The sequence below is a fragment of the Spirosoma arcticum genome (genome assembly GCF_054779955.1).
Genome location: NZ_BAAGXG010000005.1, coordinates 473,521 through 491,700, shown reverse-complemented (window position 1 = coordinate 491,700; position 18,180 = coordinate 473,521). Strand labels below are relative to the sequence as shown.

Here is an 18,180-nt window from a genome sequence, read left to right as displayed (position 1 = left end):
ATCTTCGTATTGAGCCACATCCGATTGCTGGGTGTGGCTTTTGTGGTTTATGAAAAAGTGAAAAACGGCTTTCATGGAACCCATGAGCGGGGATGCCACTCGCTCAAACTTTACCATCGCCGATTCCGTTAGCCAAACGAATCTCCACTCGTTCGTTCATGAACCGCACTGCTTTTTTGTTTATTCTCCCGGCAATCCTGTTGCTGATCGACGCCTACGTTTTTCAGGCTATCAAAGCACTCAGCCGGTCGGCCAGTGAAAGTACCCAACGAACTATCGCTATTATCTACTGGAGCTTTACTGTGCTGGCACTGGTACTATACGTAGTGATGCAATTACTGCCGCCCGACTCCATTAGCCGCCAAACCCGCACCTTCATGCTGGCGGGCATCGTTATTCCGTATTTCTCCAAATTTTTTGCGGTGCTGATTATCCTGATCGACGACATCGGCCGGTTCTTTCGCTGGATCGTGTCGATGTTTTACAAACCTGAGATCCGGGAGGCCGTCGTGGATAATACGCAACCAATTTTACCAGCTACCGATACTATTCCCCGGTCTGAGTTTTTGATGAAGACCGCTTTAATTGTGGGCGCGGTGCCGTTAGTTGGTTTTTCGTGGGGAATCCTGTCGGGGGCGCACGATTATCGCATCCGACGGATAAAACTACCGCTGAAAAATTTACCGTCGGGCTTCAACGGAATGACCATTGCCCAGATTTCCGATATTCACTCGGGTAGTTTTTTTAACAAAACGGCCGTTCGGGGGGGCGTCGACCTGCTGCTGAAGCAAAAGCCGGACCTCGTCTTTTTTACTGGCGACCTGGTCAACAGCCATGCCGAAGAGGTGAATGCTTATATTGATGTATTCAACAAAGTAAAAGCTCCGCTGGGCGTGTATTCAACCCTCGGTAACCATGACTACGGTAAGTACGTGCAGTGGCCCAATGCCCAGGCCGAGCGGCAGAACGTGCTCAACGTGGTGGCGGCTCATAAGCAGATGGGTTGGAACATCATGATGGACGAGCACAAAATTCTGACCCAAAACGGCGACAGAATCGCCCTCATCGGTGTGCAAAATCTGGGTTTTGGCCCGGCGGCACTGCGGGCGGGTAACCTCGCCAAAGCCTACCAGGGTACCGAGGAGTACCCCGTTAAATTGCTTCTTTCTCACGACCCGACGCACTGGGACGCTGAAGTTCGGCCGAAGTACCCCGACATCGACGTTCAGTTTAGTGGGCACACCCACGGAGCGCAGTTCGGAGTCGAAATTGGTGGGGCGAGGTGGAGTCCGGCGCAGTACTTTTATAAGCAGTGGGCCGGTTTGTATCAGGATGGTGATCAACGGCTGTACGTCAATCGGGGCTACGGCTACATCGGCTATCCTGGCCGTGTGGGCATCCTGCCGGAGATTACAATCTTTGAATTAGTAAAGGCATAATTTCGGGTTTGAATAACTACCGAAGTGCTTTCAGTGTTGAATTCATAAATCAGATAAACTACCAACCACTCATGAGAATTATCTTCATCACCGGTCTGTCCTTTTTTATGTCGCTGTTTTCCTGGCTGAACCCTAAACCCGCAGAGACCAAGATTCCCGTATGCCACAGCAGCGTTGGCAACGACATGTCGGCGATGGCGGCCGACCCGGCTTTTCAGCGGCTGCATGAAGCTCCCTTGCCGTTCGTTTATCAGGGTGCAGGCGACATGGTCAAGTTTCCAGCGGCTGATGGTCAGTCGGCTAATGGCTTCCTGCTTAAGTCGAAAAAGCCGTCCAATAAATGGCTGCTGGTTTATCAGGAATGGTGGGGCCTGAACGACAACATTAAGCAACAGGCCGAAACATTCTATAATGACCTAAAGGACGTGAACGTACTGGCTGTGGATATGTATGACGGTAAGGTCGCCACCGAACCTGCTGAAGCCGGAAAGCTAATGAGTTCAGCCAGCCAAGACCGCCTGACCAGCATCATGAAGGGTGCGATTGCCTACGCCGGTCCGAAAGCTGAATTCGCCAGTGTGGGCTGGTGCTTTGGTGGCATGTTATCCCTGAGATCCGCCATGCTTGAAGGCAAACAGGCTAAAGGCTGCGTTATGTACTACGGTCGGCCAGAACAGGACGTTGAGAAATTGAAGACGTTAGAAACTGACGTGCTGGGCATATTCGGTTCGCAGGATAAAGGCATTACGACCGAATCCGTGAAGACGTTTGAAGACAACATGCAGAAAGCGGGGGAGAAGGTGACCGTGAAAATGTACGATGCCGGGCATGGCTTTGCCAATCCGAGCAACCCGGTTTATAACAAAGAAGCCTCCGCCGATGCCTATAAACTGGCACTTACATATTTGAAAAATAAATTGAAAGCGTAGGCATTACCGTCTTGCGGAGATCTATCTGACAGACGCTCTCCACGGCACTAATCCCCCGTGGACAACGTTATTTTAGACAGGCTTAAACCGTTCTGCCGTTCGTTTGTCTAATACAAAACGGTTGACAATTAAACGCACTTGACGATGAAAACGATAAAACTAATGCCTTTACTGACGGCCGGTTTGCTGGTCGTACTGCTGGCGAGTTGTGGTCCCTCGTACGTTGGTGTCCGTACTGCACCAAATTACGGCTACGGCCCCGGCTATTACGCCCCACGTCCTTATTACAATTACGGGTATCGGCCATACGGGTACGGATACCGTCGTCCACCGGTGGTTGTACAGCGCAGAACCTACGTTGTTCCGCAGTCGCGCTACAATACTCGTCCTTCCTATTCGCCCAACGCTCGTTCGGGTCGGTATGATAACGGCGGGTATCGGAGTAACGGATCGAACAGCCATTCGCGCGGTCCGAGATAATGCACAGATATGGACAGAGAAAACAAAAAATACCGGCTCTTTTGAGTCGGTATTTTTGTTTTTAATTAAATGGCAACGAAGGCTTCCCAACAATCAGCCACGCTGAGCGATTTCAGACCCGGCGATACATTCGCGAACCGGATCGACCTGTCGCTGAGCGGATTGCACCGGGCACGGCGGGCGGGCATCAGCGGTACGTTATCTACTGGTGCCGAGTCAATTGTATCGTCGGGGGTTTACGAAGATGATGTAGATTTGGGGGATGTTGTCTGGTACGTCGGTCACGGAAGCCGCGACCCAAAAACCGGCCGACAGATTGCCGACCAAACGCTTGACCGGTATAACGCTGTGCTGATGCGCAGCTACGAACTGAGTAAGTCGGTTCGGTTAATTCGGGGCGCGACGCTTCAAAACGAATTTTCTCCCCAAACAGGCTACCGCTATGAAGGGCTATATCGGATTGAGTTGGTGGAACGGGTGCGGGGCAAATCGGGCTTCTGGATTTGGCGCTTTAAACTTATACAAGACAGGCCATGAGAGTTTTCAGTATCTTGTTTTTGCTTGCTTACTCTGGATTAACCATTTACGCCCAGTCACCGGTCGACTCGCTCAATCTGGCCAATGTGACGCCCGCGAATCGAGCGTCGCTCATGCAGCAATTGGAAGCGTTACCTTGTGGCATTAAGTCGGTTGATTTGAAAGCTGACATCCTCAAAAAGCTTAAAACGTACCTCGACCGCTACCAGCCTAATACCGCGTATGCCGAAGATCTGTTCTCAAAAGCCGCCGTTGAGCAGGCACTAATCAGCGTCATGACGGGTGGGTATGGGATTGGAGCCGTGTTGGTAGATAGTAAAGGTCAGATTCTGCACCGTGCCCACAATCAGCAATTGCAAACCGGCCGCTCCGACTTGCACGGCGAAATGGCCCTGCTAACGGAGTTTGAAAGTCTACCTCAGTTCAAAAAATACCAGTCGAGGGGCAACTTCACCGGTGGAGGCAGTACCATTTACACCGAGCAACTCAAACTATACACCTCCGCCGAGCCTTGCCCCATGTGCTTCGTTCGGGTGGCCATTGCGGGTGTCGATACACGGTATGTCACGACTGGTCCCGATGATGGTATGAACGCCCGCGCCCAGTGTTTGCCCCCGTTCTGGTATCAGTTGAGCCAGAAACATAAAGTCGAAGCAGCCCAAACGGCCCCAGTGCTCCGGCAAATTGCCCACTGCCTGTTTTATTCGTTCCTGCTATAGCGCACGTAATCGCCTGAGGTAATAACTGGTTTTCCGTTGGTAGGCCAATTGTAAAGGTAAATCCAGCAGTCGATGGTGATTCCGCTGCAACGTACCGGAATCACTGCCCTCTCGTACTCATTTGGCTGGTCGAAGGCGTCGCCAACCCCCTCGTAGTCGTCCAGATGAGTAAGAATAAGCTGTTTTTGGCGGCTGACGTCATACACCGTGCCGACCACAAGCATGAGGCTGTCAGGTTGATAAACTGCCCCCGGATAGCCGGATGCGTCGGACCACGCCAAACTGAACAATAAACCTGGAAACGTTGCCTCGCCAACATACTGGCTGTGCTGACGCACGAATTCCGCGAATGGATTGTCAAAGTCTGGCCTAAGCGTGCCATATACAAGGAGGTAGTCCGGGTTTTCAGTCATGCGGCTATAAAAATCCTGCTCGTCTCTGCGACTAACCGTATCCGTTTATCGTTAGAAGTAAAACAGGTTGAGATTATGAAAAAGACCAGGGTATTTCTGCTGATTGTTACATCACTTTTGCTGGTTGAGGTGCCGCTGGAAACAATGGCTTTTGCCCGTGAAGGTACCACCGAAACAACCACCATCGGGCGCAAACGAAAGGGCTATAAAGCAAAGCGAGGTGGCTTGTTGAATACCGGACTTTTTCGTAAGAAAAACCCCTGCGGATGCCCCAAGCATTAAGCTATTGTTAAGAAATTGTATTTATATCAGAATCAGATCTTTATACAGGCCATTCTCGTATATATTAGTTGTAAAATTCTGCGTTTTAACGTGAAATTTCGTACCTTTGCGGGCTGAAACACAGCCGTAACAGACTCTACCTGTTACAACCTCAATTAATCGTTCGACAAGTAGAGTTTGTTATCACCTCCTTTGTATGCAATCCATCAGAAATATAGCCATTATTGCCCACGTTGACCACGGCAAAACGACACTGGTTGACAAAATTATTCACGCATCCAAACTCTTTCGGGACAATCAGGAATTCGGCGACCTGATTTTGGATAATAACGATCTGGAACGCGAACGGGGCATTACCATCACTTCCAAAAACGTATCGGTACGGTACAAAGACATTAAAATCAACATCATCGATACGCCGGGCCACAGTGACTTTGGCGGTGAAGTGGAGCGTGTGCTAAAGATGGCCGATGGCGTTTGCCTGTTGGTCGATGCGTTTGAAGGGCCAATGCCCCAGACCCGTTTTGTGCTGGGCAAGGCGCTGCAACTTGGTCTGAAGCCCATTGTGATTGTCAACAAAGTCGATAAAGAAAACTGCCGCCCCGACGAAGTACATGAGCAGGTGTTCGACCTGATGTTCAACCTCGACGCGACCGAAGACCAACTCGACTTCCCCACCGTCTACGGCTCCTCAAAACAAGGCTGGATGGGACCAGACTGGAAAACGCCAACTGATAACATTACCTATTTGCTGGATACCATCGTTGAAACGATAAAGCCTGCGCCGATGAACGAAGGGTTGCCGCAAATGCAGATCACCTCGCTCGACTATTCGTCCTTTGTGGGTCGGATAGCCATTGGCCGGGTGCACCGGGGCACGCTGAAGGAAGGTGCCAACATGGCGCTGGTAAAATCGGACGGCTCGGTTAAGCGGGTAAAAATCAAAGAATTGCAAACGTTTGAAGGCCTTGGTAAACTGAAAGCTGCCGAAGTCCCCTGCGGAGACATTTGCGCGGTGACCGGTCTGGAAGAGTTCGAGATTGGCGATACACTCAGCGACCTTGAAAACCCGGAGGCTCTCGAACGGATTTCGGTTGACGAGCCGACGATGAACATGCTGTTCACGATCAATAACTCGCCGTTCTTCGGTAAAGAAGGTAAGTTCGTGACGTCGCGTCACCTGCGCGACCGGCTCTATAAAGAGATTGAGAAAAACCTCGCTCTGCGCGTTGAGAATACGGACAGCGAAGACCGCTTCTTGGTCTACGGTCGCGGCATTCTGCACTTGTCTGTTCTGATCGAAACTATGCGTCGCGAAGGCTACGAATTGCAGGTTGGTCAGCCACAGGTGTTGTTTAAGGAAGATGAAAACGGCCACAAACTCGAACCAATCGAAACTCTCGTGGTCGATGTACCGGAGGAAACGGCGGGTAAGGTAATCGAACTGGCCACGCAGCGTAAAGGCGAGTTGCTGATTATGGAACCTAAGGGCGACTTGCAGCATCTGGAGTTTGAAATTCCATCGCGTGGCCTGATTGGTCTGCGTTCAAACGTCCTGACCGCTACGTTTGGTGAAGCCGTTATGTCTCACCGGTTCAAAGAGTATCAGGAGTACAAAGGACAAATTCCGGAGCGTATCAACGGATCGCTGATCTCGATGACCAGCGGTATGGCAACGGCCTATTCGATTGACAAACTTCAGGATCGGGGTTCGTTCTTCGTGGAGCCGGGCGACGAAATCTACACGGGTCAGGTAATTGGCGAACACAATCGCCAGAACGATATTGTGGTGAACGTGCAAACGGCTAAGCAGTTGACCAACATGCGGGCTTCCGGGTCGGACACCAACGTTAGAATTGCTCCGAAGATCGCCTTCTCGCTCGAAGAGTCGATGGAGTACATCCAGAAAGACGAGTATCTGGAGGTGACACCGAAGTCGATGCGGATCCGGAAGGTATTCTTAGACGAGAATGAGCGCAAACGGAATCAGAGCAAGTTTGCAATGGCATAAGCTACTTGTTGACCACCCGCGAAAGATCATTTAAACAACGCCCCCATCCTGACATCAGGATGGGGGCGTTGTCATGTTAAGAAGGTTTGATTAACCGAAAGGCTAATGACCTCTTTGGACTGGCTGATGTCGGCGGGGGTGTTTCCGCGTACGTGGTGGTACTACCACGAGCCGATTGGGCGGTGATGTACTCTTTCTGCCGACGAATGTGCTGGTATCCGGCTACGAACAGCGCGATACCAATGATTAACATACCTACTTTTTTCATGACGTGAGTGAATGAATATGCTTAAAAGCTAAATCCCATTCTAAAAAACAATCGGTTGTACCGCCGATATTCTATCTGCGACAGCGTCTGAACACCATCTACCGAAGCTGTTTGCCGGGCCTCCTGATGCTTGTATCCTGCGCTGATCAGAAAGCCAGTTGCATTTCCTTTGTTGATACGAATGCCTATTCCCGGACTCCACAACCATCCACCGGTCAATTCCTTGTTATGCGGGTTTGGCCCCCGGAAGGCGTATCCACTTTCGAGACTGTAAAACGGCGATAGGCGACGCTCAATTCTGAAAAAATCGCCCTGAAATGTGGCTGCTACGGGAAAAAACGCCGAATTATTGTAATAATCAACGCCCGACGCTACTCCGATGCTGGCACGAGGACTAATTATGTAACTATGCGTTGCGTAAATTGTTAAACCTGTTCGGTTGCCCGCTGTTCGTCGGGGCTGGTAATACGTTGTCGGATAATAGAGTTGAGAGCCGTAATACCCGTAGTTCTGCGACGGAGCGTCGGGTCGTACCCGCCCGACCTGAACGCCCATTTGAACGGTTGTACGCCACCGAATGGACTTTGTTGGTCCCGTTTGCGCATAAACGGCTGTCTGCACCAGCGCACCGACGAGCGAAAGCAGTAGTTGCTTTTTCATAAGTAGATTAGTTTGCTGGGGTAGCCGCAATCCTGCTCAGTAACCGCAGGTCGCCTGGGTTGGAATAATCATATTGGTACAGGCCGTCCTTACCAATGGTCAGCAATGTCTTCGAGAGCGGAATTACGTCGAACGCGTTGACGTTGGCGAATGTTTGCCGCGCCTGAATGTCCAGCGGATTTGATGCGTCGAACACGCGCAGGCCTTTGCTGCCCTGACAAACGAACAACGTTGGGTAGTCGATACCAAGGCCGTAAGGCGTTTCGACCGGGTACGTCTTCAGCCGCTTCGGTGCCGACAGGTTGCTGATGTCGATTACGTCCAGCACGTCCTGACTGCCGGAGCCGCAGGTGCTCGTACCCCGTAACGTTACGTACGCGTAGTTTTCGTGGACGACTACCGGGTCGCAGGAACGGACGTGGCTAAAGGCCGAAAGCTGTTTTGGCTCCCCAGGATTGCTCACGTCGTAGATGTACATGCCCGTGGTGGTACCGATGAACAAACTGCTTCGATACGGAAATATGGTTTCAACATTCCAACTCAGATTGATGGTTTTTCCCTTCACTGGTTTCGTCGGATCGCCAATGGTAAATAATTGCATCGAGTAGCCATTAACGACGTACAGTTTGTCGTCAACAATAGCAAATCGGGCCATGGAGCCGCCAACGCCAACGGAGGGGGTACTGCCCGTAGTTTTTACGGCGCTGGATTGGCTGGAAAACGCAAAATCTGACGCGTAGTAAGATCGGCCAAACCAGGCAAACGGAATCAGGTAAGGAAGTACATTGAAACTGCCTTCGCAGTCGGTTTTAATGGTTTCGGTTGCAATCTCCTCCCTTGTGTCACTGATTTTTGCATTCGTTTTGTCATAATACCAACTCGTTCGGCCAACTGATCCGTTGACAAAGCCGGTTTCGGTGCGTCCCACTTCGCGAATGGCGGTTGGGTTGCTGATATCCAACGCGACCAGATCAACGTAACTGTCGGCGTAGAGAATATTGTCGCGCACGGCCAAATCCACGTTGCCCGGAATACTTAGAAACGAGATGGCTTTCGGCGAAGCTGGGTTGCTGTTATCAAAAACGTGAATCCCTTTTTTTACTTCGATAATGAACAGGTATTGGTCTTTCACGTACAGTTTTCCTGGCTCTTCCAGCGGGCGGGGTACACCAGACGTAACGGCCTGCCGCAGGTCGGTAAGGGCAATTTGAATTGGGACGTATTTACGGTACGTTCTAACCTGTTCGCAGTTGTCGGTGCAGGCCGTCAGGTACAAAAGCGGCAGTAGAAAGAAGGGTAGAATAGATCGTTTCATGCGCAGTTGTTTAATAGCGGTTGACTGATGAAATGATTCTATTCGAGACGATACGGTTGGAATCAACGAAAAATAAATTGCCCGGCTGTCCTGATTACGGCCGGGCAATATTGGTCTTACACAAAAAGTCAGAAATTACTGTCGTTGGTATTCATACGTCGGGCTGTCGGCAATGGTTGCTCCGCATGGCCCGCGTTCGGGTCTTCTCTTGTCAGCCTATTTTCTTGTACACCAGCACACCCGATTTATTCCCGCCATAATACAACCGCAACCGATTGTCTGTAGGCAGTTCATAGCGAACGACGTCGCGCAGGCTGGCGAAGTACGCTTGTTCAACGGTTGTTGCTTCGGGCGAACCACCTATTTTCGTACTACCCACACTCGTCACGACCATCAGCCCATCCACGGCGGCCGATAGAGAAGCGTTGTAGGTGTTGATGGCCGACTTCCCATTTGCCTTAAAATGAATGATGTCGTTTGGTGGATTAGCCGTATCGAGCGCCAGCAGTAACGTAACAGCGTAAGCAGAATCCGGCTCGACGAGTTGCCACGTGCCCACTAATTTAGCAACGCTCGGCGCTACTTCGCGCTCCTCCCGGCTGCACTGTGTCATCAACAGGATGACGAAAGCGGCTAACAGGGTCGTTTTCATGAGTTCGTTTTGGTTGGATCCGCAATCTTACCGACAAACAGCACCGTACCTGACGTCTTCTCGTGAATCACAAACACGAACGGCCGGTCGCAAAGCGTCGGGAAATCCACCGCCGTAGTAACCGATATTTCCCCCGTTGTGACGGCAGCCGCTTCGGTGCCTTTCTCATCGACGGCCACAAACGTGTTCTGTTTTACGAGGCTTAGCGTCAGACCACCGGCTGCATTCATTTTGGTGAAATCGGCCCGATCCGTAAACGCTGTCGGCATACCCATATCGCTCAACATGTCATTCAGCTTGACCTCATAATTGAGCGTGAACTTGGGCAGCCCGATGTCCATTTTACCCAGCATCATATCTTTTTGTAGCTGAGTCCAGTCGGCACCGGTCAAACTGGTCAGGAGCGCATCGGCGGTGGTGTTCTCCGAAGGCAGTAATACTGTCATGGCAAACTGGCCGGAGCCGTAAGGCAGTTCAAACGCTGCGTAAGTGGATCGAAACGCCCGGCGCAGGTCTGTCTTCTGTCGCATCATCCGCACGGTTGTTTCGCCACCCGAGGCAAGTTTAAACGGCGCATCCATTGTACTCGCCGGTAAAAACGGCGTTTTCCAGTCGCCTTTAAAGTACAGGGCGTTCATCAGGAACATGACGTTATCGGGCTGGATGGCGTCGATTACTTTGGGAATCTTACCCTTTGTATTCTCGCTGGCCCAGGTGTTTATTTTGCCTGCCGTAGCCGGATCGTTAAAATTTTCCGCCGACACCTTAGCATTGAACGTCTGCTTTAGCACGTCCTGAAACGTGGTTGCCACGGCAAACGTGTTGCGATACCAAAGCGAGTTCGCCAACTGGAGCGTTACGTTCGGGTCGGTGACGGGCAGGTTAGCCATCAGGTTTTGGTACGTCTGATTGGCTTCGGCCAGCGTTTGTGCGTCGAGGTTCAGCGTCTTCTGAATCTCCTGGGCCGTTTGCGCATTGGCACCGTTTAAAATCATGCCGAGCGCCATGTGCAGACTCAGCGGTGAAACGAACACGTTTTTGTCAGGGCCTTCCTTCGCCATCACCCGCTTCGCCAAATCAAAAGCGAACTGAGTCGTCTGCTGGGCAAAGGGAGCCGACACGCGTAAGTCGCCCGTTGGCGTGCCCGTGCCAGGGGTGGGCGTCACATTGGTATTTCTACAGCTAACGGCCAATACCAGAAAACCGGCAACCGCTACGGTCAGGAGTGAAAATGGGTTTGTTTTCATGATGTGTCAGTTAAGTTTCTCCACAAGTGAACAGGACCGCCCATTCAATTGTGGCCACTACAAATCGGCTGTCTACTTACATTCGTTGAATGCCTCCCGTTGTCTGCGGAGCGCATTGACTAAGGGTTCGAATCCTGGAATGGTTTTACCAAACTCGAACGTGACGCGGTGTGTCCGGTCGCCCGTTTGCAATTCAATGTACTCAGCGCCCCCATCGGCGCAGTCGGGGCAGCCCAAAGTGGCAGGTTTACTGCTAAACGCATCGAAGTTAGTCAATGCTCTCAACGCTTCTCCATCGGCCGCGCTGAGTGTCGTTTGGCAGGTTTTTGTTGGTGACTGCGCTTGGGTGCGAGTGCCATTCTGGGTGAGCGTAACCCGGGTGCCGTCGAAAACGTAATCGTTCTGACAATAACCCACACACATGCCAAACGACGTGCCGGTGCGGATAATAACGCCGTCGGTCGAAGCTGCCTCGGGTGTCAGTGCGGTAGATTGTGTGCAACGGCTTAGCGTCAGCACGGCCATACCGAATAAGAGGAGTAGTTTCATGGTTGAGGAATCAATTAAAAGTGATAGTCGATACCAAAACTCATACCGGCTGATGTGGGGCGGGTTTGCACGGTCGACTCCGGCCGGGTGCCCGGTCCTAACGAGGGTTGATACACACCCGCCAGCGACGCTGACCATTGCCGCGACGGCCGATACCGGAACCGTGCGCCTAAGTTAGCGGCCCACGAAAGAGGCCGATAAACGCCATCTCTCCCTGTTATAACCAAGTTGTCGCCCACCGTGTTCCTAACGAAAATATTGGACAAAAACCCACCTAACAGCGCTAAGCTGAGTCGCTTACGCGGCCGTAACTGATAGCCCACCTGAACGGGCACCTGCACATACTGATAGTCGTTATTCAGCGATTGCCGGGTTTGCGGATTGTAGGTGTTCAGCGCATTGAACTGATTGCTGGCGAATGCATAATCGAAACTCGCTGTCTGGTTGTTATTCGCCGATGGTACACTGGATGAACTGTTGCGCAGGGCGTCGACGTACAAATTACTCGCCTGCCCCGTACGGTTAACACTGCCCGACTTGATTCCCGCTACGGAGTTCTGCACCGGGCTGTCGACGACTGAGCGACCCGCCAGATACCCAACCCCCGATTCTATAGACCAGCGTTCGGTCAGTTGAATACCCGCCCCCGCCTGATACGCCACCGAGAAATTTGCCCGGCTGTTAATCGACGGCTGGCTGGTGCTGGTATTGGTCAGCGCATTGGACTGAGCAAACGACGGTTGTGCCGACCGCAGATCCACCGCCGGGTCGAACGCACCTGGCATCAGGCTGACCGACGCCCAAACTTCGCGCAGTTGCCGTTTCGGTTGAGTCGCAGTTGGTTCGGTTGCTGGCTCGGCAGGACGCAGCCAGACAATGCGCTGAATAGAACCGACTTCGCGCAACCGCAGGGGCGAGGTAGGAATCTGATCGAACGACAGGCTTTGTCTATTCGCTGTTGGTTGCGCTGATGCCGTTGCCCGGTCAGATTCCGGTACGAATCCGTTTGCGGGTGCTGTGGGGGCGGCTGTAACCCCGGTAAACGCCACCCGATCTACTGACACAACAGTTTCGCGGGTGTTAGACACGTTGGCCCGCTGAGCTATTCCCGTTGGTTGCGCGTTGCTGATTTGTTGTTCATCAACCGGCTCAGGCGTTTTGGCTGCCAGTGCCTCCGACGGCTGCGTAAACGCTTTGGCGGCTGGTCGATTCATGGGTTGGTCAGATGTTAAAAGCGAATGATTACCGGTTGCTGACACTGGCTTCTGGGTTAAAGCAACCGTTTCCTGCGCCTGTTCGGCGGGTGACGATGGTCGTTTCGGTATGCTTTTGAACGACGGCCAGCAGTCCGTTGGCTTCGGCGTTTGAATCACAGATACGCGCCCGGTTTGTTTCGCTGGCTGTTGGCTGGCAACTTTGGCATTTCTGTCAATCAGTGATAACGCTCTCACCGGTTGCTTCGACGGCTGTTGACTGGCAATAGTAACCGGATTGCCGGGCGTGGTTGTCCGCAAAGCCCACCAGCCGACCAGCAGCAGAGCTACCGCTGCGGCCACGCCAACGGACCAGCCCACCAAGGGCGATGAAACCAGCCCCGCTCCCCAAAGTGGCAGGATCTTTGGCCCTTCCCCTTCATCTAACCGGCGCTCCACAGCGTCCCACACGCGGGGTGGGGGCGTTTCGGCAGCTTCCTCAAAAGCCTTCCGCCAGAAATCGTCCGGTATGTTCTGTTCAAATTCACTCATTTTTCACTGGTGGTAAACCGTATCGTTGTTCACGTTGTAATTTCTGTTGTAACAGGCCCCGAGCTCGGGCGTATTGCGATTTAGAGGTTCCTTCGGCAATGTCGAGCAATTCGGCGATCTCCGGGTGGTTGTACCCCTCAATGGCATATAAATTAAAGACGGCTCGGCAACCCGGTGGCAGTTCCTGAATCAGTTGAAGCAGGTACTGATAGTTTAACGCGGGCAGACTCAGATCGGCCTGCGGGAGCACGGGCGCTAACTCCTGCACATCGGCAGAATGCTCCCAGGGCTTCTCTTTCCTGATATGCTTCAGGGCCGTGTTAATCACAATCCGCTTGAGCCAGGCCTCTAATGGGCACTCGAACCGAAACGTACCAATATGCCGGTACACCTTCACAAACGCATCCTGCAGCACATCCTCCGCTTCATCAGGGTCTTTCACGTAGCGTTTGCAAACGACAAAGAGCTTTCCGGCAAACCGCTCATAGAGCTGTCGCTGCACAATCCGGTCCTGCCGACGGCATCCTTCAACTAACGCGTATTCATCCTGCATACCAACGTTGATACACTAAAGACCCTCTTCTGGTTTGAGTAGTTGGAACCGGGTAAAAATAATTTATTGGCTCCTTATAAACAGGCACGATCAGGTGCCCACCGGCAAAAAAGTACAGGGGCACGGCGATCAGCAACAGGCGTTCACGAATCGACGACTATTGTCCAAAGTTAAACGCGTTGCTGTCGATTCATGTATATTTGATAAACCCTTCTCCCGAATCTGTTTATGAATCGTCGCGATGCACTACGTTACTCGCTGGGTACTGGGTTAACGGCACTGGTTTCCCCGGCTTTGTCGCAACTGATGACCTCGATACCTAAAGCCCGGTTTAAAATCGGTGCCTGCGACTGGTCCATTGGTCCGGCGGGGGCCATTAACACGTTTGCGGTAGCAAAACAAATTGGGTTAGATGGGGTGCAGGTAAGCCTGAACACGAAAGCAGACCACGAACACCTGCGCCGACCCGATAAGCAACAAGCTTTTAAGGAAGCGGCCCGGCAAGCGGGGGTTGGTTTCGGTGGTTTGGCCGTTGGTTTACTCAACGAGATCCCCTACAAGTCCGATCCCCGCACCGATCAGTGGGTGCAGGACAGCGTCGACGTGGCCAGTGCCTTAGGTGTGCGTAACGTGCTACTGGCTTTTTTCTCGAATAATGACCTGCGCAACGACAAAACCGGTACACAGGCCGTTATCGACAAACTGAAAGCCGTTGCGCCTAAAGCCGAACGGGCGGGCGTGGTGCTGGGCATCGAGTCGTGGCTGTCGGCCCCGGAGCATCTGGCGATTATGGATGCCGTTGGCTCACCGGCCATAAAAGTTTACTACGATGTTTGTAATTCGTCGGTGATGGGGTACAATATTTTTAACGAAATTCGTGAGCTGGGCAAGGACCGGATCTGCGAAGTTCATCTGAAAGAAAACGGGTATCTGCTGGGTAAAGGCAAGGTCGATTTAGGGAAAGTCCGGCAGGCGCTGGACGATATTGGCTATTCGGGATGGCTTCAAATTGAGGGAGCCGTACCCCCCGGCAAACCCATTGTCGAAAGCTACATTGAAAATAACCGGACTGTCCGGGCGCTGTTCGTATAAAACGTGAATGGGTTTTATTCCCTCATCAATAAGGATACAAATTAAGTTGGGATCATCGCATACTTTATGAAGACAACGATAACTGCTTTCAACGCGCTGCCGCTGACTTTGCTTACGGCTGGACTTATATACCTCGCCGGACAAACGATTAAACCGAAAACCACCTCATCGAGCAGTTACGGCCCCGCCGGAGCCGGTGATCGTCGTCAGCGCAGTGTGGTCGTTAGTGATGGGGATTCTACGCAGCGGCTTTACCTACCCGATGATCTGGAAGCTACGCTCTGGGCTGAGGGACCCATGTTCTATAACCCGACCAACATGGACATAGACGCCAAAGGCCGGGTCTGGATCACGGAAGCGGTTAATTATCGCAAATTTAACAACAAAGCGGAAGAGCGGCTCGACCACCCGGAGGGCGAGCGAGTGATGATTCTCGAAGATACCAACGGTGATGGAAAAGCCGACGCCAGCAAAGTATTCGTGACGGACCCCGATCTGGTGTCGCCCCTCGGCATCGCTGTGATCGGCAACAAGGTCATCGTGTCGTGTGCGCCCAACGTCGTGGTCTATACCGACGAAAACGGCGATGATAAGCCCGACAAAAAAGAGATTATGCTGACGGGTTTTGGCGGGCTGGATCACGACCATTCGCTGCACGCCGTTGTGGCCGGACCCGATGGTAAGTACTACTTCAACACGGGCAATGCCGGACCACATGTTGTGACCGACCGCGACGGCTGGACGCTCCGGTCGGGAAGTCTGTACGTCGGCGGAACGCCTTATAACAAAATCAACCACGGCGGGCAGGTCAGCGACGACGGTCGCGTGTGGACGGGCGGGATGGCTCTGCGCATCAATCCCGACGGGTCGAACCTGAAGGTGATGGGGCATAATTTCCGGAATAATTACGAAACCGCGCTGGATTCGTACGGGACTATGTGGCAGAACGACAACGACGATCAGGTTGTGGCCTGCCGCACAAGCTGGCTCATGGAAGGCGGCAACGCGGGCTATTTCAGTAACGACGGCACCCGCTACTGGCAGGGCGACCAACGCCCCGGCCAGCCGATTCCGGTGGCGCACTGGCATCAGGAAGACCCCGGTGTAATGCCCGTTGGCGACATTAGCGGGGCCGGTTCTCCCACCGGCGTGGTTGTTTACGAGGGTGACCAACTAGGACCGCAGTACCGGGGCATGTTGCTCAGTGCCGAAGCGGGCCGGAACGTCGTTTTCGCCTACAAGCCCGAACCGTGGGGCGCGGGCTACCGGATGCCGCGGACCGACTTCATCAGTACCTTCCCGAAGGTGGACGAAAACTATAAGTGGGACGCTAAGGAGAACGATACGCGCAAATGGTTTCGGCCAAGCGACGTGGCGGTCGGAACCGATGGGGCGCTGTACATCGCCGACTGGTACGATCCCGTCGTAGGTGGGCACCAGATGCAGGACCAAAAAGGCTACGGCCGCATCTATCGCATCACGCCTAAGGGCAAAAAGCTGCGACTACCCAAAATTGACCTTCGCAGCACCGAAGGTCAAATTGCCGCGTTGCTCAACCCCGCCGTGAACGTCAGGATGCTGGGTTTTGAGGCCCTGAAAGCGCAGGGCGAAAAGGTCATTGAACCGGTGATGGGTCTGCTGTCGTCGCCGAATCCGTACCACCGGGCGCGTGCTATTTTCCTGCTGGCGCACCTGGGAGCCGAAGGGCAGTTTGAGGTCGAGCGGCTACTGAAAGCGGCCGACGCGCCTATCCGAATTGCGGCTCTGCGCGCTTTGCGGAGCATTACGCCCGAAAATTCTAAATCCATTCCGGCCCTGACCGCATCTCAGCAGGCGTTATTGCCGCTGTTAGGAAACCTCTCCATCGATCCAAGCGCGGCCGTCCGGCGGGAAGTAGCCATTGCCCTGCGCGACGTGCCCTACGCCGACTGTCGCAATATGTTGCTTAATTTAGTAAACCGCTACGATGGACAGGACCGTTATTATTTAACCGCACTTGGGCAGGCCGCCGACGGCAAAGAAGAAGCCTTATTCGCTGACCTGCGCCCGACGCTCCCCGAAGATCCGGCTGAGTGGGATCAGAAAACGGCTAATCTGGTGTGGGAACTGCACCCGGCGTCGGCGGCTGAATTATTGAAAAAGCGGGCCGAATCCCCCCAACTTACCGCCGATGCCCGCAAGCAGTCGGTAGTGGCGCTGGGGTTCATTAAAAGTACAGTTGCGGCTAAAGCCATGATTGACCTGACCAAATCGACCGATAAAGACGTGGCCGATCAGGCAAATTACTGGACGGGTTTCCGGCGTGGCAACGATTGGGCTAAACTGTTGAACTGGGACGAATTGATGCCCAATAAGGTGTCGGCTGAAGAACAGAAAATGCTGGCTAAGCGGCAGGTGCTGTTAGATGAATATAAAACCGACGCCGAAAAACGGAAGGTAGCCATTGAAATGGCGAAGGACGTAGAAGGGGCGAAACTCCTGATTGGCTTAGCCGCCGATAACAAGCTGTCGGAAGACCTCATCAAAGCAGCCGGACCGAACATTCGCCGAAACACCGATCAGACCGTTCGGACGATGGCGAAGGAGTATTTCCCTTGGAAGCGCCCGGAAACGACTGCCAACCCCGATACTCCGGCTCAATCGGTCGCTTCGACCGCAGCCAACCCACCCGCCGACCGTGTGCTACCCGAACGCACTCCGGCTACAGCAGCCGCTGTCAGTTCGGGAGCGAAGGCGGACATAGCAGAAATCGCGGCCTTAACCGGCGACAAACGTGCAGGCCTGGGCGTGTTCAAAGCCATGTGCTCAACCTGTCACCGGCATGGTCAGCAGGGTAATGACGTTGGCCCTGAACTGACTCAAATTCATCAGAAATTTGACAAGAACGCGCTGTTAGACGCCATTCTCTATCCCAGCGCCGGTATTGCCTTTGGTTATGAGCCTTGGCTGATTACGACCAAAACGGGTCAGACTTACTACGGTTTTTTGGTTAGCGATGGTGAGCAGTCTGTAGTGATTAAGGGCGTGACAGGACAAAAACATACGGTTCCAACGGAGAAAATTTCGTCGCGACGGCAGTACAAAACCAGCCTGATGCCCAACCCCGAAGCAATGGGCCTGAAGCCGCAGCAACTCGCTGATTTGACGGCGTTTCTGCTGAAACAATAACGGCTGAGCCAGCCTCCGGCTGGCTCTTTCAGCAAGTATGCAGGTTAGCCAAAGCTGTAGCCCGGCCGTTTAAACCTTTCTGGTCAAATCAGCATCATAGCCGCAGCGGGTGTGGAAAAGT

At 53.0% G+C, this 18,180-nt stretch carries 18 protein-coding genes; 9 read left to right on the top strand and 9 right to left on the bottom strand.

Features of this window, described 5'->3' with window-relative positions; all coding sequences use genetic code 11:
• Window positions 1-158 precede the first annotated feature (158 nt).
• The 5 genes from ACYVHB_RS14315 to ACYVHB_RS14295 all read left to right on the top strand — a co-directional run bounded on the left by ACYVHB_RS14315 (window position 159) and on the right by ACYVHB_RS14295 (window position 4,104).
• Window positions 159-1,439: a metallophosphoesterase gene (locus ACYVHB_RS14315; protein ID WP_461052458.1), complete on the top strand. Its 1,281-nt coding sequence runs from the start codon at window positions 159-161 to the stop codon at window positions 1,437-1,439.
• Window positions 1,440-1,510: 71 nt separating this feature from the next.
• Window positions 1,511-2,368 carry a dienelactone hydrolase family protein gene (locus ACYVHB_RS14310; RefSeq protein ID WP_461052423.1) on the top strand — a complete coding sequence of 286 codons (858 nt, stop codon included), beginning with the start codon at window positions 1,511-1,513 and terminating at the stop codon, window positions 2,366-2,368.
• A gap of 144 nt (window positions 2,369-2,512) precedes the next feature.
• Window positions 2,513-2,848, top strand: a complete 336-nt coding sequence (locus tag ACYVHB_RS14305; protein ID WP_461052422.1) for a hypothetical protein — start codon at window positions 2,513-2,515, stop codon at window positions 2,846-2,848.
• Window positions 2,849-2,917: 69 nt separating this feature from the next.
• Window positions 2,918-3,385, top strand: coding sequence for a YDG/SRA domain-containing protein (locus ACYVHB_RS14300; protein ID WP_461052421.1), 468 nt, complete (start codon window positions 2,918-2,920; stop codon window positions 3,383-3,385).
• The gene (locus ACYVHB_RS14295; RefSeq protein ID WP_461052420.1) at window positions 3,382-4,104 is read left to right on the top strand and encodes a nucleoside deaminase; all 723 of its coding nucleotides are present in this window, start codon (window positions 3,382-3,384) and stop codon (window positions 4,102-4,104) included. The genes ACYVHB_RS14300 and ACYVHB_RS14295 overlap by 4 nt, the downstream gene beginning before the upstream one ends.
• On the opposite strand, the gene ACYVHB_RS14290 is transcribed toward ACYVHB_RS14295, so the two are convergent.
• Window positions 4,086-4,517 carry a gamma-glutamylcyclotransferase family protein gene (locus tag ACYVHB_RS14290; RefSeq protein WP_461052419.1) on the bottom strand — a complete coding sequence of 144 codons (432 nt, stop codon included), beginning with the start codon at window positions 4,515-4,517 and terminating at the stop codon, window positions 4,086-4,088. The genes ACYVHB_RS14295 and ACYVHB_RS14290 overlap by 19 nt on opposite strands.
• A gap of 75 nt (window positions 4,518-4,592) precedes the next feature.
• On the opposite strand from ACYVHB_RS14290, the gene ACYVHB_RS14285 reads away from it, so the two are divergent.
• Both ACYVHB_RS14285 and typA read left to right on the top strand, forming a co-directional pair.
• A complete protein-coding gene (locus ACYVHB_RS14285; RefSeq protein WP_461052418.1) occupies window positions 4,593-4,799 on the top strand; it encodes a hypothetical protein in 207 nt (68 codons plus the stop codon).
• Window positions 4,800-4,995: 196 nt separating this feature from the next.
• Complete coding sequence (typA, locus tag ACYVHB_RS14280; protein WP_461052417.1) at window positions 4,996-6,810, top strand: translational GTPase TypA; 1,815 nt, start codon at window positions 4,996-4,998, stop codon at window positions 6,808-6,810.
• 76 nt (window positions 6,811-6,886) lie between these two features.
• Here the strand turns inward: typA and ACYVHB_RS14275 are convergent, their stop codons facing one another.
• The 8 genes from ACYVHB_RS14275 to ACYVHB_RS14240 all read right to left on the bottom strand — a co-directional run bounded on the left by ACYVHB_RS14275 (window position 6,887) and on the right by ACYVHB_RS14240 (window position 13,799).
• The gene (locus ACYVHB_RS14275) at window positions 6,887-7,078 is read right to left on the bottom strand and encodes a hypothetical protein (RefSeq protein ID WP_461052416.1); all 192 of its coding nucleotides are present in this window, start codon (window positions 7,076-7,078) and stop codon (window positions 6,887-6,889) included.
• 21 nt (window positions 7,079-7,099) lie between these two features.
• Window positions 7,100-7,738 carry a hypothetical protein gene (locus tag ACYVHB_RS14270; RefSeq protein WP_461052415.1) on the bottom strand — a complete coding sequence of 213 codons (639 nt, stop codon included), beginning with the start codon at window positions 7,736-7,738 and terminating at the stop codon, window positions 7,100-7,102.
• A gap of 7 nt (window positions 7,739-7,745) precedes the next feature.
• Window positions 7,746-9,053 (bottom strand): LVIVD repeat-containing protein, encoded by a 1,308-nt coding sequence (locus ACYVHB_RS14265; RefSeq protein WP_461052414.1) that lies wholly within the window; start codon window positions 9,051-9,053, stop codon window positions 7,746-7,748.
• A gap of 211 nt (window positions 9,054-9,264) precedes the next feature.
• Window positions 9,265-9,705: an META domain-containing protein gene (locus ACYVHB_RS14260; protein WP_461052413.1), complete on the bottom strand. Its 441-nt coding sequence runs from the start codon at window positions 9,703-9,705 to the stop codon at window positions 9,265-9,267.
• Window positions 9,702-10,952, bottom strand: coding sequence for a serpin family protein (locus tag ACYVHB_RS14255; protein WP_461052412.1), 1,251 nt, complete (start codon window positions 10,950-10,952; stop codon window positions 9,702-9,704). Before ACYVHB_RS14255 ends, ACYVHB_RS14260 begins: the two co-directional genes overlap by 4 nt.
• Window positions 10,953-11,024: 72 nt before the next feature.
• Window positions 11,025-11,501 carry a hypothetical protein gene (locus ACYVHB_RS14250; RefSeq protein WP_461052411.1) on the bottom strand — a complete coding sequence of 159 codons (477 nt, stop codon included), beginning with the start codon at window positions 11,499-11,501 and terminating at the stop codon, window positions 11,025-11,027.
• Between the two features lie 14 nt (window positions 11,502-11,515).
• Window positions 11,516-13,246, bottom strand: coding sequence for a hypothetical protein (locus ACYVHB_RS14245; RefSeq protein ID WP_461052410.1), 1,731 nt, complete (start codon window positions 13,244-13,246; stop codon window positions 11,516-11,518).
• Window positions 13,239-13,799 carry an RNA polymerase sigma factor gene (locus ACYVHB_RS14240; protein WP_461052409.1) on the bottom strand — a complete coding sequence of 187 codons (561 nt, stop codon included), beginning with the start codon at window positions 13,797-13,799 and terminating at the stop codon, window positions 13,239-13,241. Before ACYVHB_RS14240 ends, ACYVHB_RS14245 begins: the two co-directional genes overlap by 8 nt.
• 228 nt (window positions 13,800-14,027) lie before the next feature.
• On the opposite strand from ACYVHB_RS14240, the gene ACYVHB_RS14235 reads away from it, so the two are divergent.
• Together ACYVHB_RS14235 and ACYVHB_RS14230 are read left to right on the top strand one after the other, a co-directional pair.
• Window positions 14,028-14,891, top strand: a complete 864-nt coding sequence (locus tag ACYVHB_RS14235) for a sugar phosphate isomerase/epimerase family protein (RefSeq protein ID WP_461052408.1) — start codon at window positions 14,028-14,030, stop codon at window positions 14,889-14,891.
• 66 nt (window positions 14,892-14,957) lie between these two features.
• Complete coding sequence (locus tag ACYVHB_RS14230; protein ID WP_461052407.1) at window positions 14,958-18,059, top strand: PVC-type heme-binding CxxCH protein; 3,102 nt, start codon at window positions 14,958-14,960, stop codon at window positions 18,057-18,059.
• The last annotated feature ends 121 nt before the right edge of the window (window positions 18,060-18,180 follow it).

Bases quoted from the DNA above. Each gene is read 5' to 3' on its own strand.
- ACYVHB_RS14315 (WP_461052458.1), top strand. From the start codon at position 159: ATGAACCGCACTGCTTTTTTGTTTATTCTCCCGGCAATCCTGTTGCTG.
- ACYVHB_RS14310 (WP_461052423.1), top strand. From the start codon at position 1,511: ATGAGAATTATCTTCATCACCGGTCTGTCCTTTTTTATGTCGCTGTTT.
- ACYVHB_RS14305 (WP_461052422.1), top strand. From the start codon at position 2,513: ATGAAAACGATAAAACTAATGCCTTTACTGACGGCCGGTTTGCTGGTC.
- ACYVHB_RS14300 (WP_461052421.1), top strand. From the start codon at position 2,918: ATGGCAACGAAGGCTTCCCAACAATCAGCCACGCTGAGCGATTTCAGA.
- ACYVHB_RS14295 (WP_461052420.1), top strand. From the start codon at position 3,382: ATGAGAGTTTTCAGTATCTTGTTTTTGCTTGCTTACTCTGGATTAACC.
- ACYVHB_RS14290 (WP_461052419.1), bottom strand. From the start codon at position 4,517: ATGACTGAAAACCCGGACTACCTCCTTGTATATGGCACGCTTAGGCCA.
- ACYVHB_RS14285 (WP_461052418.1), top strand. From the start codon at position 4,593: ATGAAAAAGACCAGGGTATTTCTGCTGATTGTTACATCACTTTTGCTG.
- typA (WP_461052417.1), top strand. From the start codon at position 4,996: ATGCAATCCATCAGAAATATAGCCATTATTGCCCACGTTGACCACGGC.
- ACYVHB_RS14275 (WP_461052416.1), bottom strand. From the start codon at position 7,078: ATGAAAAAAGTAGGTATGTTAATCATTGGTATCGCGCTGTTCGTAGCC.
- ACYVHB_RS14270 (WP_461052415.1), bottom strand. From the start codon at position 7,738: ATGAAAAAGCAACTACTGCTTTCGCTCGTCGGTGCGCTGGTGCAGACA.
- ACYVHB_RS14265 (WP_461052414.1), bottom strand. From the start codon at position 9,053: ATGAAACGATCTATTCTACCCTTCTTTCTACTGCCGCTTTTGTACCTG.
- ACYVHB_RS14260 (WP_461052413.1), bottom strand. From the start codon at position 9,705: ATGAAAACGACCCTGTTAGCCGCTTTCGTCATCCTGTTGATGACACAG.
- ACYVHB_RS14255 (WP_461052412.1), bottom strand. From the start codon at position 10,952: ATGAAAACAAACCCATTTTCACTCCTGACCGTAGCGGTTGCCGGTTTT.
- ACYVHB_RS14250 (WP_461052411.1), bottom strand. From the start codon at position 11,501: ATGAAACTACTCCTCTTATTCGGTATGGCCGTGCTGACGCTAAGCCGT.
- ACYVHB_RS14245 (WP_461052410.1), bottom strand. From the start codon at position 13,246: ATGAGTGAATTTGAACAGAACATACCGGACGATTTCTGGCGGAAGGCT.
- ACYVHB_RS14240 (WP_461052409.1), bottom strand. From the start codon at position 13,799: ATGCAGGATGAATACGCGTTAGTTGAAGGATGCCGTCGGCAGGACCGG.
- ACYVHB_RS14235 (WP_461052408.1), top strand. From the start codon at position 14,028: ATGAATCGTCGCGATGCACTACGTTACTCGCTGGGTACTGGGTTAACG.
- ACYVHB_RS14230 (WP_461052407.1), top strand. From the start codon at position 14,958: ATGAAGACAACGATAACTGCTTTCAACGCGCTGCCGCTGACTTTGCTT.